This is a genomic window from Rhodococcoides kyotonense, assembly GCF_001645385.1.
Taxonomy (GTDB): domain Bacteria; phylum Actinomycetota; class Actinomycetes; order Mycobacteriales; family Mycobacteriaceae; genus Rhodococcoides; species Rhodococcoides kyotonensis_B.
Window position 1 is genome coordinate 265,158 of record NZ_LVHI01000023.1, and the last position, 16,050, is coordinate 281,207.

General features: G+C 65.1%; 12 protein-coding genes. 6 read left to right on the forward strand and 6 right to left on the reverse strand.

The annotated features are described in order from the left end of the window. Positions 1–2 precede the first annotated feature (2 nt). Genes A3K89_RS17155 through A3K89_RS17165 form a run of 3 tightly spaced genes read left to right on the forward strand, consistent with a single transcriptional unit; the run spans position 3 to position 3,068 of the window. Positions 3–1,031 carry an ABC transporter permease gene (locus tag A3K89_RS17155; RefSeq protein ID WP_068428200.1) on the forward strand — a complete coding sequence of 343 codons (1,029 nt, stop codon included), beginning with the start codon at positions 3–5 and terminating at the stop codon, positions 1,029–1,031. A 20-nt stretch (positions 1,032–1,051) separates the two neighbouring features. Beyond that, positions 1,052–2,179 carry a sugar ABC transporter substrate-binding protein gene (locus tag A3K89_RS17160; RefSeq protein ID WP_068428202.1) on the forward strand — a complete coding sequence of 376 codons (1,128 nt, stop codon included), beginning with the start codon at positions 1,052–1,054 and terminating at the stop codon, positions 2,177–2,179. Positions 2,180–2,192: 13 nt separating this feature from the next. Then, positions 2,193–3,068, forward strand: coding sequence for a sugar phosphate isomerase/epimerase family protein (locus tag A3K89_RS17165; protein WP_068428203.1), 876 nt, complete (start codon positions 2,193–2,195; stop codon positions 3,066–3,068). On the opposite strand, the gene A3K89_RS17170 is transcribed toward A3K89_RS17165, so the two are convergent. From A3K89_RS17170 to A3K89_RS17180, 3 genes are read right to left on the reverse strand one after another with little or no spacing between them, the layout of a single operon-like run. Next, positions 3,029–3,826 (reverse strand): SDR family NAD(P)-dependent oxidoreductase, encoded by a 798-nt coding sequence (locus A3K89_RS17170; RefSeq protein WP_068428204.1) that lies wholly within the window; start codon positions 3,824–3,826, stop codon positions 3,029–3,031. The two genes, A3K89_RS17165 and A3K89_RS17170, sit on opposite strands and share 40 nt — an antisense overlap. Next, entirely contained in the window at positions 3,823–4,773 is a 951-nt protein-coding gene (locus A3K89_RS17175; protein ID WP_068428207.1) for a TIGR03619 family F420-dependent LLM class oxidoreductase, read from the reverse strand. The genes A3K89_RS17170 and A3K89_RS17175 overlap by 4 nt, the downstream gene beginning before the upstream one ends. After that, positions 4,770–6,509, reverse strand: coding sequence for a PEP-utilizing enzyme (locus A3K89_RS17180; RefSeq protein WP_068428210.1), 1,740 nt, complete (start codon positions 6,507–6,509; stop codon positions 4,770–4,772). Before A3K89_RS17180 ends, A3K89_RS17175 begins: the two co-directional genes overlap by 4 nt. Before the next feature lie 260 nt (positions 6,510–6,769). Here A3K89_RS17180 and A3K89_RS17185 point away from each other — a divergent pair, with 260 nt between their 5' ends. Next, the gene (locus A3K89_RS17185) at positions 6,770–10,153 is read left to right on the forward strand and encodes a pyruvate carboxylase (protein ID WP_068428213.1); all 3,384 of its coding nucleotides are present in this window, start codon (positions 6,770–6,772) and stop codon (positions 10,151–10,153) included. Positions 10,154–10,222: 69 nt separating this feature from the next. Here A3K89_RS17185 and A3K89_RS17190 read toward each other — a convergent pair whose 3' ends face one another. Continuing rightward, positions 10,223–11,368, reverse strand: a complete 1,146-nt coding sequence (locus tag A3K89_RS17190; RefSeq protein ID WP_068428216.1) for an acyl-CoA dehydrogenase family protein — start codon at positions 11,366–11,368, stop codon at positions 10,223–10,225. A gap of 84 nt (positions 11,369–11,452) precedes the next feature. Here A3K89_RS17190 and A3K89_RS17195 point away from each other — a divergent pair, with 84 nt between their 5' ends. Both A3K89_RS17195 and A3K89_RS17200 read left to right on the forward strand, forming a co-directional pair. Then, positions 11,453–12,244: an enoyl-CoA hydratase/isomerase family protein gene (locus A3K89_RS17195; protein ID WP_068428218.1), complete on the forward strand. Its 792-nt coding sequence runs from the start codon at positions 11,453–11,455 to the stop codon at positions 12,242–12,244. A gap of 10 nt (positions 12,245–12,254) precedes the next feature. After that, positions 12,255–13,193 (forward strand): adenosine deaminase, encoded by a 939-nt coding sequence (locus A3K89_RS17200; RefSeq protein WP_068428220.1) that lies wholly within the window; start codon positions 12,255–12,257, stop codon positions 13,191–13,193. On the opposite strand, the gene A3K89_RS17205 is transcribed toward A3K89_RS17200, so the two are convergent. Continuing rightward, complete coding sequence (locus A3K89_RS17205; RefSeq protein WP_068428223.1) at positions 13,180–14,679, reverse strand: molybdopterin-dependent oxidoreductase; 1,500 nt, start codon at positions 14,677–14,679, stop codon at positions 13,180–13,182. The genes A3K89_RS17200 and A3K89_RS17205 overlap by 14 nt on opposite strands. Continuing rightward, entirely contained in the window at positions 14,672–16,000 is a 1,329-nt protein-coding gene (locus tag A3K89_RS17210; protein WP_068428226.1) for a D-arabinono-1,4-lactone oxidase, read from the reverse strand. The genes A3K89_RS17205 and A3K89_RS17210 overlap by 8 nt, the downstream gene beginning before the upstream one ends. Positions 16,001–16,050 lie beyond the last annotated feature (50 nt).

Below are 16,050 nucleotides of genomic sequence, written 5' to 3' on the forward strand. Positions count from 1 at the left end.
CCATGACAACACAATCGCACGAGGGAACGTCGGCCGCGCCGCACAGCTCTCCGTCGGGTGGCGGTACTCCGACGCCGACCCGTGACCGCAAGCGTCTGCCCAAGCTCGGACTCGATCGTTTCAGCGGCCTCTATGTCTGGGTTGCCATCATCGTGTTGTTCGCGATATGGATTCCCGACACCTTTCTGACCGAGGGGAACTTCAGGATCATCGCGGGCGACCAGGCGATCACGGCCATGCTCGCGATCGGTCTCATCGTCCCGTTGGCCGCAGGTGTGTTCGATCTGTCCATCGCGGGAGTGATGGGTTTCTCGGTCGCGATGGTGTCCTATCAGCTGTCGCAGGGTATCGGTGCACCGGTAGCCGTCGTCACGACGCTGTTGTGTGGTGCGCTGATCGGCGCCGTCAACGGCTTCGTGGTGGTGAAGCTGGGCGTCGATTCGTTCATCGCGACCCTCGGTATGTCGAGCATTCTGCTGGCCGGAACCTACTGGGTCACGGACGGAAAGCAGATCACGGAGGGATTCACCGATGGATTCCTCGACATGGGCAGCAAGCCGTTTCTCGGGCTGCCGTTGCCGTTCTTCTACATGATCGTCGTGGCCGCTGTGATGTACGTCGTTCTGGAGAAGACCCCCTTGGGACGGTACCTGTACGCAACCGGTGGTAACCGCCAGGCGGCACGCCTGGCCGGTCTTCGTGTCGAACGAATCATGTTCGGCGCGTTGGTCACATCCGCCACGGTGGCCGCACTGACGGGTGTGGTGCTCGCGGCCAAGCTCGGTACGGCGGCTCCCGACATCGGCCCGTCCTACCTACTTCCGGCGTTCTCGGCAGTCTTCCTCGGTTCCACCCAGATTCGTGCCGGACGGGTCAACGTCCTCGGCACGCTCATCGCTATCTATCTACTCGCGACCGGCGTCAAAGGGCTGCAGCTCGCCGGCTCGCCCAGCTTCGTCAACGACCTCTTCAACGGTCTGGCACTCATCGTCGCCGTGGCACTCGCCGCGCGCACGGCTCGTCGCAAATGAACTCCTCGAAAGGAACGCGTGTGTTCACTGGAACCAGGACCAGGGCCTTCGTCGCCGTCGTCTCCGCATGCCTGCTGGCATCGGCCTGCAGCAGCAGTTCGGCCGACGAAGGTACCGGGCAAGCGGCCGACGTGGCCGGTGCGCAGGCGGTCGCCGATCGGTACGAGGCGGCGCCGACCGATCTCGTTCTCGACACGCCCCTCAGCAGAGCGCCCGACTCAGGAAAATACGTCATCAGTATCGAGACGCCGCAACCGATTTCGAGTGCCAAGAACGACGCGATCCAGCAGGCGGCCGACGTACTCGGTTGGCGTTACCAGCGCATCTTGATGGGCACCGACGCCGAAGCTGCGCCCAAGGCCGTCGACCAGGCCATCGCGCTCCGGCCGGACGCCATTCACGTCTCGGGCACTCCGCTGACCATGTTGTCCAAGCAGATCGAATCGGCCCGAGCGGCAGGCATTCCCGTGATCGCGGACAGTATCGCCGGACCACCGGTGCCCGGCGTGATCTCCACCGCGCTCGACGGTGACGCCCAGGTGCAGGAGTGGGGCAAGATGGTGGCCAGCCAGGTGATCGCGGACAGTGACGGCGACGCGAACGTCGCGATCTTCTCCATCACGGACTACTCGATCCTGAACGTGTTCACCGACGCCTTCACCGCGCAGCTGAAGGAACAGTGCCCGGACTGCAAGGTCCAGCTCGTCAATCAGCAGGTCACCGATCTCGGGACGAAGACTCCTCAGAGCGTCGTCAGTACGTTGCAGCGTGATCCGACGATCAACTACGCGCTGTTCTCGTTCGGTGACCTCGTGCTCGGCGTCGACGCAGCTCTGCGAGGGGCAAGTCTGCAGGACCAGGTGACGTTCGCCGGTCAGACACCCACTCCCGACAACCTCCAGTCGTTGAAGGACGGCGACAACAGCGTGTGGGTCGGTTTCCCGGTCCAGATTCTCGGCTGGCGCGTTCTCGACACGCTTGCCCGACACTTCAACGGCGACGACATCGCAGTGGCCGACGCCGCATTCCTGCCCACTCAACTGTTGAACGCGGACAACATCGACTCGGCGGTTCTCGACGAGGCCACCGGATACTACGCGGGAGTTGCCGACTATCAGCAACAGTTCGAGACTCTCTGGCAGAAGTGACAGGCCGCGATACGTGAACGAGGCAGCTGGTCGACGCGTCATGTCGCTGTCGCATCTGTCGGCCTTACACGTACCGCCCCATCGGTTCGTCGAACTCGCCGCCGCGGGCGGGTTCGACGCCGTGGGCGTCCGCGTCGCGCAGTCGGGGGAGAGCAGAGGGTACGCGCTCCCGTCGGGGTCGGCGGCATTGCGTGACACCAGGAGTGCCTTGTCCGACAACGGGTTACGAGTGTTGGACGTCGAAGTGGTGAAGCTGCATGCCGGGAGCACGAGCGACGACTGGACGGCCGTGATGGAGGCCGGGGCGGAGCTCGGCGCGGAGTATCTCCTCGTCGCGGTGCTGGACGACGATCTGCCTCGTGCCGCTGCTGTTCTCTCACACCTGGCAGCGTCGGCCTCGGAATACGGCCTTCGGTGCTGTCTGGAACCGATGGTGTTCTCGTCCGTTCGTGACGTACGGGCAGCCACGAAATTACTCGACGGTATCGATGCCGGTCTGTTGGTCGACACTCTGCATTTCGCACGCGCAGGATCGACGCCGAGCGATCTGAATCCTGTGTCGAGACAGCGGTTTCCGTACTTTCAGATCTGCGACGCGTCGTTCGCGGGGCCGGCGGCCGATCCACACGAGGCCCTCTCGGAAGCGCGGACGGACCGGTTGGCGCCGGGGGACGGCGTACTGCCGCTGCTGGATATCGTGCGGGCACTTCCGAGAACTGCTGCGGTCAGCGTCGAGGCTCCGTCGACACGAGGCATCGAGGACCCCGGCGGCTGGACAAGTCATCTAGGCGCGTCGACACGTGCGCTGCTGACACACGCGGACGATGACGTCGAACAATCGGTGTTCGTTCATCCCGCCGAGGCAGGGGCGGGCAACGGTACCGTTTGACCGCTGCCGCACGTGGCGCCACCGTCGACCGGAATCGCGGCACCGGTGACGAACGACGCCAGCGGTGACGCGAGGAACGCGATCACTTCCCCGACCTCACGCGCGGTCCCCCAACGATGAAGCGGCACCATGGCTTTCAAGGCCTCGTACCGTTCGGGGGTGCCGACTGCGATGCGTTCGGTCATCCCCGTGCCGATCGGTCCCGGGCAGACCGCATTGACTCGAATGCCGTCGTTCGCGAGATCGAGTGCGAACGACTTCGCGAGATTGACGACGCCGGCCTTGGCTGCCGCGTAGGGCCATCGATTCGGTTCGCCACCCAGCGCCGTGGCCGACGCGGTGATGACGATGGACCCGCCACCTGCTCGCCGGAACGCCGGAATGGATTCGCGCACACCCAGTACGACGGCTCGTAGGTTGACGTCGATGGACCGGTCGAACACGTCCATGTCCAGCGTCTCGATCGAACCGGACGCGGGCACACCGGCGTTGAGAACGAGAGCGTCGAGTCGGCCGAACGCACGCTCCGCCTCGGCGACGGCTGCGCGGTTGTCGGCAGGGTGCGTCACGTCGCCGACGAACGGGACGGCCCGGTCGATCCCGGCCAACCACTCCATGGCTTCGGGCGTGGTGTCGAACGCGACAACGGAACCTCCTCGTTCGAGGAGGATTTCCGTTGTCGCGCGGCCGATCCCGGATGCCGCGCCGGTGACGACGGCGACGAGCGGTCGGGAATCTCGTGACGCGGTGGAGGTCACGGTGCGTCCGCAGTCGCGAGCTGCGCGGACAGTTCGTCGGCTTTCTCGAGAAGCGGGGCGAGTCGAGAGGGCGCCGCGACCCAGTCGGCCGACGAGCGCATCTCGTCCCAGAAGTTGAGTTCCACGATCAGCTGTTCGGCACCTGTGACGAGGGCTGTTCGAATGTCGTTCTCGACGCCGGTGATGCCCTGCCCGCCCGATCCGACCGCGTCCGTCGGCCGTTGGAGGTACGAACGAAGGAACAATCGAACCGGACTCATTCCCTCCGGCCGCATCCCCGCCATGGTGTCGAGCTGGTCCAGCAGGGCTTCGGGAGTTCCGCTGCTGGGGTTCCAGATGTCGAACAGTGCCGCCGTCCTCGTCAAGCCTGCCGCGGAGCGCAAACCCGACAGCAGCGGGGGATGCGGTGTCTGCACCGGCTTCGGGCGAACCGCCGATCGCGGAATGGTGAAGAAGTCGCCGTCGAACTGGACCGGATCCGGACCCCAGCACGCGCGGACCGCCTCGACCAGTTCGCTCATACGACGGCCCCGCGTACGTGGATCGACATCCATCTGAGCATGCTCCTCGTCCGACCAGCCGGCGCCGAGTCCGGCGACGAGCCTGCCGCCGGACAGCACGTCGAGAGTGGCCAGCCGCTGTGCCAGCTCCACCGGTCGGTGGTAGCCGGCGACCAGGATGCTGCTGCCGATGGAGACGGTTCGGGTACACGCGGCGACGAAGGCCATCAGTTCCGTGGCGCCGAACACCGACCGATACGCCGGATGGACGCTCGTCGTGTGTCGACCGCCGTACACCGACTCGTTGGCCTCGGGATAGAACAGGTGTTCCTGGACCCACAGGCTGGCAAAACCGAGTTCCTCGGCAGCGACGGCGAATTCGCGTACTGCGACGGTGTCGACGTGCTCCCCGAGTTGGGGAAGCGACAGCCCGATACGAAGGCTCACAGGACGGTCACCGTCCCGGTGTTGCCGTCGACCTCGATCATGGCGCCGTCGGGAATGCGTGCCGTGGCATCCTGCACGGAGACGGCACACGGAATGCCCAGCTCGCGGCACACGATCGACGAGTGTGTGATCGTCGCGCCGACGTTGACGACCACGCCGCCGGCGAAGACGAACAGTGGGGTCCACGCGGGGTCGGTCTGTGGCGCGACGATGATGTCACCCTCGGCCAGATCGCCCACGTCGTACGGATCGTGGAGAATCCGCGCGCGTCCGCGAACGGTGCCGGGCGCGCCGCCGACGCCCGTCAGCGCGTCACCCGGCACTGCCGCCTGTGCCTTGTGTTCCTTCCGCTTGGGCCACTGCGACAACGGAAGTGGTTCGAACAGGAAGAACGGCGGTTCCAGGTCGAACAATGCGAGGTACTGCTCGCGACGTTCGGCGATGGTCGACGCGAAGGACTCGGGATCGGCGACGAAGGCGTCGAGTTCGTCGTCGAGCAGCATCGTGATGTCGTGGTGGTCGTCCATGACGCCGCGCGCGACCATGCGCCCTCCCAATTCGTACAGGGCGGTACGCATTTCCCCCATGACCTTCACGCACGCAGTCTTGGTGCGTTCACGCCACGGCATGAACTTCGTAATGGACTTGGCGGCGTCGAGAAAGCTCTGTCGCGTCGCGTCGTCCGGCATCTTGTCCGCGAGTTCGGCGGTGAGTGCGATCCTCTTGGCCTCGTTCCGCTCGCGAATTTTCTCGGGGTCCGACTCTTCGGGGCTGAGGCGCATCCCGTTCACGGCGAGAAGAGCGAGAACGGGCTTCGATTCCCAACTGTCCGAGCGAATGTCCCACTCGTTCGGTGCGCGAGAGCCGTACTTGTACAGGAAGTCGTCGAACTCGATGCGGAACTGCTTCGCATCGGAGGAGTCGCTCGCGTCCACCGCGTCCAGAAGAGTCGAGAGACCGTCGTCGAACAGTCGGGTCAACTCCTCGGACCCGGCGACGAGGCGGCCCATCTTCCACAGGGCGTAGGACGGGGCGGCGGAATCCACTCCACCGAGTCCGCTCAGGAGATCGCCGAGTTTGTCGGCTTCGCCGATGGCTTCCAGAAGCGCGCCGGCGACCGCGGGGCCCATGGTGGACAGCGTCGTGGTCACCGGGTGATAGGCGTAGCAGAAGATCAGATCGGGAACGAACGACCGAGCGTGGTCGACGAGCGCCTGATCGGTCAGCTCGCGGACGTCCGGGCGGTTGGCGCGTGCGAGGTCGGCACGTTTCTTCGCCTCTTCCGCCTCGGGGAACGTGTCCGTGGTGAGCGCCCACGCAGTCTTCTTCTCGAGACCTTCGGTGAGCTCGGCATTGTTGTGCCAGGGCTTTTCGACATACTCGGGGATGTCCGGGTGATCGCCCACCCACAGTGTGTTCCACACCGGAACGGTCAGCCCCGGCAGACGGGCGCCGTTGAGCTCGGTCATCGAGAAGTTCGTGTAGTGGTACCCGCCGAAGTTGCCGATGATCTCGGGCATGGTCTCGTCGATCTCGGAGGCCAGGTGCGTGCCGAGATGGTCGACGTATCCCTCGCGCCAACCGATGTTGAGGCCCTTGTTCCACACGAGGGTCACGTTGAGTGGACTGGACGGATCGGGAAGAACTTCACCGGCGTTGGCCCGCGTGTACACGGGGTAGCGCTCGCTGAAGTCCCAGTCGGTGATCCAGCGGTCGGGTGTCTGCTCGTCGCTCATCGAGTCCTCCTCGGAGGGGGTTGGACTGTATTTCAAGTCACACTATAGAAAGTTCGTGCCAATGAAACCATGTACAGAGATTTCCCGCGGCAAGTTGACCAGGAAAATCGAGAGAAGATCTGATTTCAGTAACTTTAGTTCAGATCTAGTATCGAATCGATAGATGTGCGAGACTCGGGTCGTATCCCGGTGAGCGACGATCGCTCGCGCCGCCGTCGTCGCGGCGCCCGCCGGCTCAGGCTCACCCGAGAGGGGCCACCATGTTCGCGAAAGTCCTCGTTGCCAACCGCGGAGAAATCGCCGTCCGTGCGTTCCGTGCAGCGGTCGAGCTGGGCGCATCCACCGTCGCCGTCTATCCCTTCGAAGACCGCAAGTCGGCGCACCGCGCCAAGGCATTCGAGTCGTATCAGATCGGTGAAGTGGGCCATCCGGTGCGCGCGTACCTGTCCGTCGACGCGATTCTCGACGCGGCAAGGACGTCGGGTGCGGACGCCGTCTACCCCGGCTACGGATTTCTCTCCGAGAACGCCGAATTGGCGGCGGCGTGTGCGTCCGCGGGCATCACGTTCGTCGGACCGTCGCCGGAGGTTCTGAGATTGACCGGAGACAAGTCACGTGCGGTAGCAGCGGCGAAGGCTGCGGGCCTGCCCGTCCTTGCGTCCACCCCTCCGTCCGACGACGTCGACGAGTTGGTCGCCGCCGCCGAACGTATCGAGTACCCGTTGTTCGTCAAAGCGGTCGCGGGCGGGGGAGGTCGCGGCATGCGACGCGTCGCCGAGCCCGGGCAGTTGCGCGATGCGATAGGCGCCGCATCCCGCGAAGCCGAGACGGCGTTCGGGGACGGAACCGTCTTCCTCGAACAGGCGGTGGTCGACCCACGCCACATCGAAGTGCAGATCCTTGGCGATTCGACGGGCGAGGTCGTCCATCTGTTCGAGCGAGATTGCTCGTTGCAGCGGCGGCATCAGAAGGTGGTCGAGGTCGCTCCCGCGCCCGGTCTCGATCCTGTTCTGCGACAGTCGATGTGCGACGACGCCGTCCGCTTCGCGAAGCATGTCGGCTACACGTGCGCCGGCACGGTCGAGTTCCTTCTTGGCCCCGACGGCAGGTACGTGTTCATCGAGATGAATCCCCGCATCCAGGTCGAGCACACGGTGACGGAGGAGATCACGGACGTCGATCTCGTGGCGTCGCAGTTGCGTATCGCGTCGGGTGAGACTCTGTCGGATCTGGGACTGACGCAGGACGACATCTCGATTCACGGTGCTGCTCTGCAATGTCGCATCACGACCGAGGACCCGACCGATGGATTCCGGCCCGACACAGGCGAAGTGACCGCCTACCGCACTCCGGGCGGCTCGGGTATCCGGCTGGACGGCATCGTCGGAGTCGGTTCCGAGATCGGTTCGCACTTCGACTCGATGTTGGTGAAACTGACCTGTCGCGGACGTGATTTCGCGACGGCATGTGCACGGTCCAGGCGCGCTCTGGCGGAGTTCCGTGTGCGCGGCGTGGCGACCAACATTCCCTTCCTGCAGGCGGTGCTGGGTGATTCGGACTTCGCGGCGTGGCGCGTCACCACGACGTTCATCGAGGAACACCCTGAACTGTCGACGCAGAACGTCTCTGCCGACCGCGGTTCGAAGATTCTGCGGTACCTGGCCGATGTGACCGTCAATCGTCCGCATGGAGAACGCCCGTCGTCGATCTACGCTGTCGACAAACTCCCACCTGTCGATCTGGCGGCGGCACCTCGAGCAGGTTCACGTGACCGGCTCGCGGCTCTGGGTCCCGACGCCTTCGCAGCCCATCTTCGTGCATCGTCGGCGCTGGCGGTGACCGACACGACGTTCCGAGATGCTCATCAGTCGTTGCTGGCGACGCGTGTGCGGACACGCGACCTCGCTGCCGTCGCACCTCATGTCGCCCGGTTGACGCCGCAGTTGTTCTCGGTGGAGGCATGGGGCGGAGCCACCTACGACGTCGCCCTTCGATTCCTGCACGAGGATCCCTGGGAGCGGCTCGCGACGTTGCGCGAGGAGATGCCCAACATCTGCCTGCAGATGCTGCTCCGGGGACGCAACACGGTCGGCTACACGGCGTATCCCGACCGCGTCACGCACGCATTCGTGCAGGAAGCTGCCGCGACAGGCGTGGACATCTTCCGAATCTTCGACGCGCTCAACAACATCGATCAGATGAGACCGGCGATCGATGCCGTTCGTGACACCGGTGTCGCAGTGGCGGAAGTCGCCATGTCGTACACCGGTGACCTGTCCGATCCGAACGAGACCCTGTACACGCTCGATTACTACCTCCGGCTGGCGGACAGCATCGTCGACGCAGGCGCGCACGTCCTGGCGATCAAGGACATGGCAGGCTTGCTCCGCCCCGCGGCAGCAGCGACGTTGGTGGGGGCGCTTCGTTCGCGCTTCGACCTGCCGGTCCATCTGCACACCCACGACACCCCGGGCGGTCAGCTGGCGACGTACCTTGCGGCATGGCAAGCAGGCGTCGATGCGGTCGACGGTGCGAGCGCCGCGCTGGCGGGAACCACCAGCCAACCTGCGTTGTCGGCCATCGTCGCAGCCACCGAACACACCGACCGTGACACCGGTATCGACCTGAGTTCGGTGTGCGACCTCGAACCGTATTGGGCGGCAGTGCGTTCGATGTATGCACCATTCGAGTCCGGCATCCCGGCCCCCACGGGCCGCGTCTACACGCACGAGATTCCCGGTGGTCAGTTGTCGAACCTGCGTCAGCAGGCAGCTGCGCTGGGACTGTCGCATCGATTCGAGGACATCGAGACCGCGTACGCAGGTGCCGATCGGGAATTGGGGCGACTGATCAAGGTGACGCCGTCGTCCAAGGTGGTCGGCGACCTCGCACTTGCGTTGGTCGGTTCGGACACGACCGCAGCCGAATTCGCCGAGCAGCCGCAGAGCCTCGACATCCCGGATTCGGTCGTCGATTTCCTGCGCGGCGAACTCGGTGAGCCCGCGGGCGGATGGCCCGAGCCGCTTCGTAGCCGCGCGCTCGTCGGTCGTCCGGACAGATCCGCCGTCACGCAGCTGAGCGACAGCGACATCGCTGCATTGGGCGAGCCGGGTGACCGACGGCGAAACACGCTCAACCACTTGCTGTTTCCCGGTCCGGCCGGCGAGTTCGAGAAGCATCGACGTGAGTACGGAGACACGTCTCAGTTGTCGACGAACCAATACTTCTACGGACTGAGGCAAGACGAAGAACACCGCGTGCAACTCGAGAAGGGCGTCGAGTTGATCATCGGCCTCGAGGCGATTTCGGAGCCGGACACGGACGGGATGCGGAACGTCCTGTGCATCTTGAACGGGCAGTTGCGTCCGGTTCGAGTGCGTGACCGCGGCGTCGAGTCGTCGACGACGCAGGCCGAGAAGGCCGACCGCGCGGACCCGAAACACCTGTCCGCCCCGTTCACCGGCGTCGTCACGCTGTCCGTGAAGGAGGGCGACACGGTCGAGGTGGGCGATACCGTCGGCACGATCGAGGCCATGAAGATGGAAGCGTCCATCACGTCGACGAGGGCCGGTGTCATCACGCGGGTGCCGATCGCGGCCGGCGCGCAGGTGGATGGCGGCGATCTGTTGTTGGTGGTCGGCTAGGGCGGCTTCGCCTCGTGCGCGCGAATGTATAGAGGGCTATACATTCGCGCGCACGTGCGCCGAAGGCGCCTACAGCCCTAGATCCCGGCCGATCAGTTCCTTCATGATCTCGTTCGATCCTGCCCAGATCTTGGTGACCCGAGCGTCCTTCCAGGCTCGGGCAGCGCGGTACTCGTTCATGAAGCCGTAGCCGCCGTGGAGCTGGACGCAGTGGTCGAGGATCTCGTTCTGCACCTGCGACGTCCACCATTTGGCCTTGGCGGCGTCGATGGCGGTCAGTTCACCGTTGCCGTGCGCGACGATGCAGTTGTCCACGAACGCCTGTGCCACATCGAGTTTCGTGACCAGCTCGGCGAGCAGGAACTTGTTCCACTGCAGCGAGCCGATCGCCTGACCGAATGCCTTGCGGTCCTTGGCGTACTGGAGCGTCTCCTCGAGGATCGGCCGGACGTGACCGAGGTTCGCCACCGCCGCACTGATGCGCTCCTGCGGCAGCAGCTGCATCATGTGGATGAAGCCGCCGTCGAACTCGCCGATCATGTTGGACGACGGCACCCGCACGTTCTCGAAGAACAGCTCGGCCGTGTCCGATTCGGGCTGACCGACCTTGTCGAGCTTGCGTCCGCGCGAAAAGCCTTCGGTTCCGTTCTCGACGGCGAACAGCGTGATGCCGCGCGCCTTCTTCTCGGGCGTGGTCCTGGTGGCGACGATGACGAGGTCGGCGCTGTTGCCGTTGGTGATGAACGTCTTCGACCCGTTGATGATGAAGTCGTCGCCGTCCTTCACTGCGGTGGTCTTCAGGGACGCCAGGTCCGATCCGCCCGACGGCTCGGTCATCGCGATCGCCGTCAGCAGTTCGCCACTGCAGAAGCCGGGCAGCCAGCGCTTCTTCTGCTCCTCGGTCGTCAGCTGGACGAGGTACGGGGCGACGATGTCGTAGTGAATGCCGAAGCACGACGCCACGGCGGCGCTCGATCGAGCGAGTTCCTCACCGAGGACTGCATTGAAGCGGTAGTCCTCGGCGCCGCTGCCGCCGTATTCCTCCGGCACCTCGAGGCCGAGGAAGCCGTTGCGCCCTGCTTCGAGCCAGATCTCCCGGTCGATGAAGCGCTGCTCGATCAGCTTTTCCTCGACGGGAGTGATGGTGCGTGTCACGAACTCGCGGACGGATTCGCGGAACGCGTCGTGGTCCTTCTCGAACAGGCTGCGCCTCATGTGTGTTCCTCCAGGTAACGGTAATCGAGACGCAATATACTCGTCGGTAACTACGCGTCGCGCAGCGTATGGCACTCTGACACCATGGCTGACCAACCCACTTCGCTCGTCAGGTACACCACCGATGCCGGTGCGGAGGTCGCAGTGTTGACCTTCGACCACGGGCCCCTCAATCTGTTCGATCAAGCGATGTTCGACGCCGTGTGCGCGAACATCGCCGATCTGACGGCGTATCCACCCCGCGCGGTGCTGCTCAGGGCCGAGGGCAAGGTCAACTCGGCGGGCGTCGACGTGCATGTCTTCGACGGCTTGTTGGCCCAACAGGGCGCCGATCTGTGGCGTCGCCTGTTCGACGAGATCGCGCATCCGCTCGAAGCGTTGCCGTGCCCGGTCGTCTACGCGGCTCACGGACTGACCTTGACGGCCGCGTTCGAGATCTCCCTTGCCTGCGACATCATCGTCGCGTCACCGAAGGCCAAGTTCGGCCTCGTGGAAATCGTCGTCGGCCTCACCCCGTCCATGGGTGGCCCGCAGCGCCTCGCCGAACGCGCCGGCTCCGGACGTGCGCGCGAGTTCGTGATGACGGGCGACCTCTACGACGCGGCCACCATGAAGGAGTGGGGCGTGGTCAACAGCATCCACGACGACGTCGACGCCTCTGCCCGTACCCTGGTCGAGCGATTGGCCGCCGGACCGACGGTGGCTCACGCTGCCACCAAGAAGATCGTGGCAGCGTGGCGTTCGGGTGGTGTCGCTCATGCGGACGAGATCACCGCGGACGTGTCGGGGGCGCTGTTCGAGACCGAGGATCTGAAAGGTGCGGTGAAGAGTTTCCTGGCGAACGGCCCGGGAAAGGCGACGTACACCGGTAAGTAGACTTTCTGCGATGACTACCCCGCTCGCCGAACTGCACATGCACATCGAAGGTTCGCTGGAGCCTCCGCAGATCTTCGCACTCGCCGAGCGCAACGGAATTGCGTTGCCGTACAACGACATCGACGAGTTGGCGGCCCGGTACGAGTTCACGGATCTGCAGTCGTTCCTCGATCTGTACTACGCCAACATGTCGGTGCTCAGGACTGCCGAGGATTTCGGTGATCTTGCGCGCGCGTATTTCCGTCGTGCTGCCGCAGGTGGTGTGACGCAGGCGGAGATCTTCTTCGATCCGCAGGCGCACACGGCGCGGGGTGTCGCGCTCGAGGCCGTCGTCGAGGGCTTGTCCGATGCGGTGGCGTCGAGCGAGCGGGAATTCGGGGTGAAGAGCGGGCTGATCGCGTCGATTCTGCGGGACGAACCGGTGCTGCATGCCAACAAGCTGCTCGACGATCTGCTCGCGATGCAGGCCCCGATCATCGGGCTCGGCCTCGATTCCGCTGAGGCCGGTTTCCCGCCGTCGTTGTTCGTCGACGTGTTCGCGAAGGCGCGAGCCGAGGGCTTGCACGTCGTCGCGCACGCGGGGGAGGAGGGCCCGGCGGAGTACATCTGGCAGGCCCTCGACCTGCTGGGTGTGGAACGCGTCGATCACGGTGTCCGCTGTCTGGAGGACGACGCTCTCGTGAATCGTCTTGTGGACGAGGAGATTCCGCTGACGGTCTGCCCTCTGTCGAACGTGCGGTTGAAGGTGTACGAGGATCTGTCGGAGCATCCCATCCGGCAGATGATCGAGCGCGGTCTGATCGTCACGGTCAACTCGGACGATCCGGCGTACTTCGGCGGCTACGTCGACGACAACTTCGCCGCCCTCGAGACCGCGCTCGGTCTGACGGCTCGTGAGCGAGAGATCCTGTACGACAACAGCATCAAGGCGTCCTTCATCGGACGGTGACGAACGCTTTCGGATAGCCGGTTGCCCCGTCGGGCACGGTGTCGGCCGTCATCGACGTCTGGATGTCGCCGTTCCCGTCGGTCGCGCGGGCACGGATGGTGTGCTGGCCGGGCGTTGCGGCCCACTCGTAGGTCCACTGTCGCCACGTGTCCGTCGAGTACTCCTCGGACAGTGTTGCTGCCACCCAGTTTCCGTCGTCGATCTGCACGTCGACGCCGGAGATTCCGGTGTGTTGATGCCATGCGACGCCTGCGACGACGACCGTTCCCGCGTCGACCGCTGCTCCTGGCTTGGGGGTGTCGATGCGCGACGCGGTCTTGATCGGGCCGCGCTCACCCCAGCCGCGGTCGGTCCAGTAGGCGCTGGCCTTGTCGAATCGGGTGATCTCGAGGTCGGTGACCCACTTCGTCGCGGACACGTACCCGTACAGGCCGGGTACGACGAGACGTGCCGGATAGCCGTGCTCGACGGGGAGCGGTTGCCCGTTCATGCCGACGGCCAGGAGCGCGTCGCGGCCGTCCAACAGCACCTCGAGCGGCGTGCCCGCGGTGAAGGCGTCGTGACTGGACGACAACACCATGTCCGCGCCGTCCTGGATTCCGGCCTCCTCGAGCAGGTCCTTCAGCGGGTAGCCGATCCAGGTGGCGTTCCCGACGAGATCGCCGCCGACGATGTTGGACACACACGTGAGCGTGACGGTGCGTTCGACGGCCTGCCTCGTCGCGAGGTCGGCGAACGTGATCTCGAGTTCGCGGTCCACCATCCCGTGGATGCGCAGCGACCAGTCCTCCGACGCCACCTGCGGCACTACCAGTGCGGTGTCGATGCGATAGAACTCGTCGTTCGGCGTGATGTACGACGCCAGCCCGTCGATCCGCAGGTCCGCGCCCGCGGGGATCGGGGGCTGAGGCGTCGGCGTTGGGAGCCTGAAGCCGAGTCGGTTGGCGGTGACGTCACGCGCCTGGCCGAGAAGCCGGCCTGCGGTGCCTGCCGCGACGGCGACGACTCCGGCGGTGACGGCAAGGCCGAGGAAACTACGCCGCGACATACCGTCGGCGACGGGTTCTTCGGTTCGCAGAAGGGCGTTCAGTACGACGATCCCCGCCGCGACGCCGATGATCGTCGGTAGTGCGGACAGGGGAGTGGCGGTGCTGCGTGTGACGGCGGCGAGTACGCCGACCGCCCCGAGCACCCCGAACAGCACTGCTCCCCACGGCCGTCTCAGCACCCCGGCCGCAGCGGCGATCGACGCGATGACGACCGCCATCCCGACGAACAGGGCAGTCTTGTCCGACGTGCCGAACGTGTCGATCGCCCACTCCCGTACTGCTTCGGGGGTGTTGTCGACGACGGCGGATCCGACTGCGAAGAACGGTGACGAGTTCGGCCCGAACGGCACGGCGACGAGTTCGCCGACGCCGAGAACGACTGCGGCAGCGAGAAGTCCGGACAACACGTGAGCAGAAATGTATAGCCCTCTATGCATTTCTGCTCACATGCAGCGCAGCTGCCAGGTACTCGTTCCCGAACATCCCGCCCGGATCGAGTTTGTCCCTCATCGCGACGAAGTCACCGAAATGCTCGTACATCTCGGCGAAATCGTTCGCCGTCTGCGAGTGCAGCTTCCCCCAGTGCGGCCGCCCGCCCACGCTGCGGGCGATCTTCTCCACCGCGTCGAAGTACTCGCGGTGCTCCCGCCGGTGGTACTGGTGCACCGCGACGTACGCGCTGTCGCGGCCGTTCGCCGTCGACAGCCAGATGTCGTCGGCGGCCGCGAAGCGCACCTCGACGGGGAACGCCACCGCGAAGCCCGACGACTGCAGCCACCGATCCACCTCGCGCACCACGTACGTGATCGACTCCGCAGGCACCGCATATTCCATCTCGCGGAACCGAACGGTGCGCGACGACGCGAACACGCGATAACTCCGGTCGGTGAACTCGCGCGCCGACAGTGCCCTCGACGAGAAGGCGTTGACTCGCGGAATCGCGGCCGGGAAACGCGTCACCGCGCGGTTGACGATCTCGAATGCACGGTTCGCCAACAACTCGTCGTCGAGATAAGCCCTGACACGACCGAGTGGCGCCAACGGACTGTCGGCAGGCAACCGAGTATTCGTCTTCGTCAGCACCCGGTCGGTGTGCGGAAACCAGTAGAACTCGAAATGATCCGTCTGCTCGACGACGTCCGGCAGCGACGACAGCGTGCCGGTCAACGTCGACGGCGCCTCGACGGCATGCAGCGCGAACGCCGGCTCGCATCGCAACGTGACCTTCGTGATGATGCCCAGCGCGCCGAGTCCGACGCGGGCCGCGTCGAACATGTCCGGCTCCGAGTCGCGGGAACACGTCACGACGCTGCCGTCGGCGGTCACCATCTCCAGTGCCTGTACCTGAGTCGCGATGCCGCCGAATCGTCGTCCGGTCCCGTGCGTCCCCGTCGAGATGGCACCCGCGATCGACTGTTCGTCGATGTCGCCGAGGTTCGTCATCGCCAGGCCCAGGTCCCACAACCATGCGGTCAGCGCGCGCAGACGCGTCCCGGCGAACACCGTCACCGACGCAGAACCGTCGGGCATCGGCACGACGGATTCGATGCCCTGCAACCGGTCGAGGTCGACGAGGATTCCGTCGGTCACCGCAATCGACGTGAACGAGTGGCCGGCGCCGACGCACTTGACGCGCAGTCCGGTCTCGGCTGCATGGAAGACCGTGCGTCGCACTTCCTCGACGGTTTTCGGACTCACCGACTCCTGCGGGCGAGCGCTCTGATTCCCGGCCCAGTTCCGCCACTCGACTCCGTTCATCGCACAACTATGAATGTGCACCGTCGACACGGTCAATCGCCAGTCCGCAG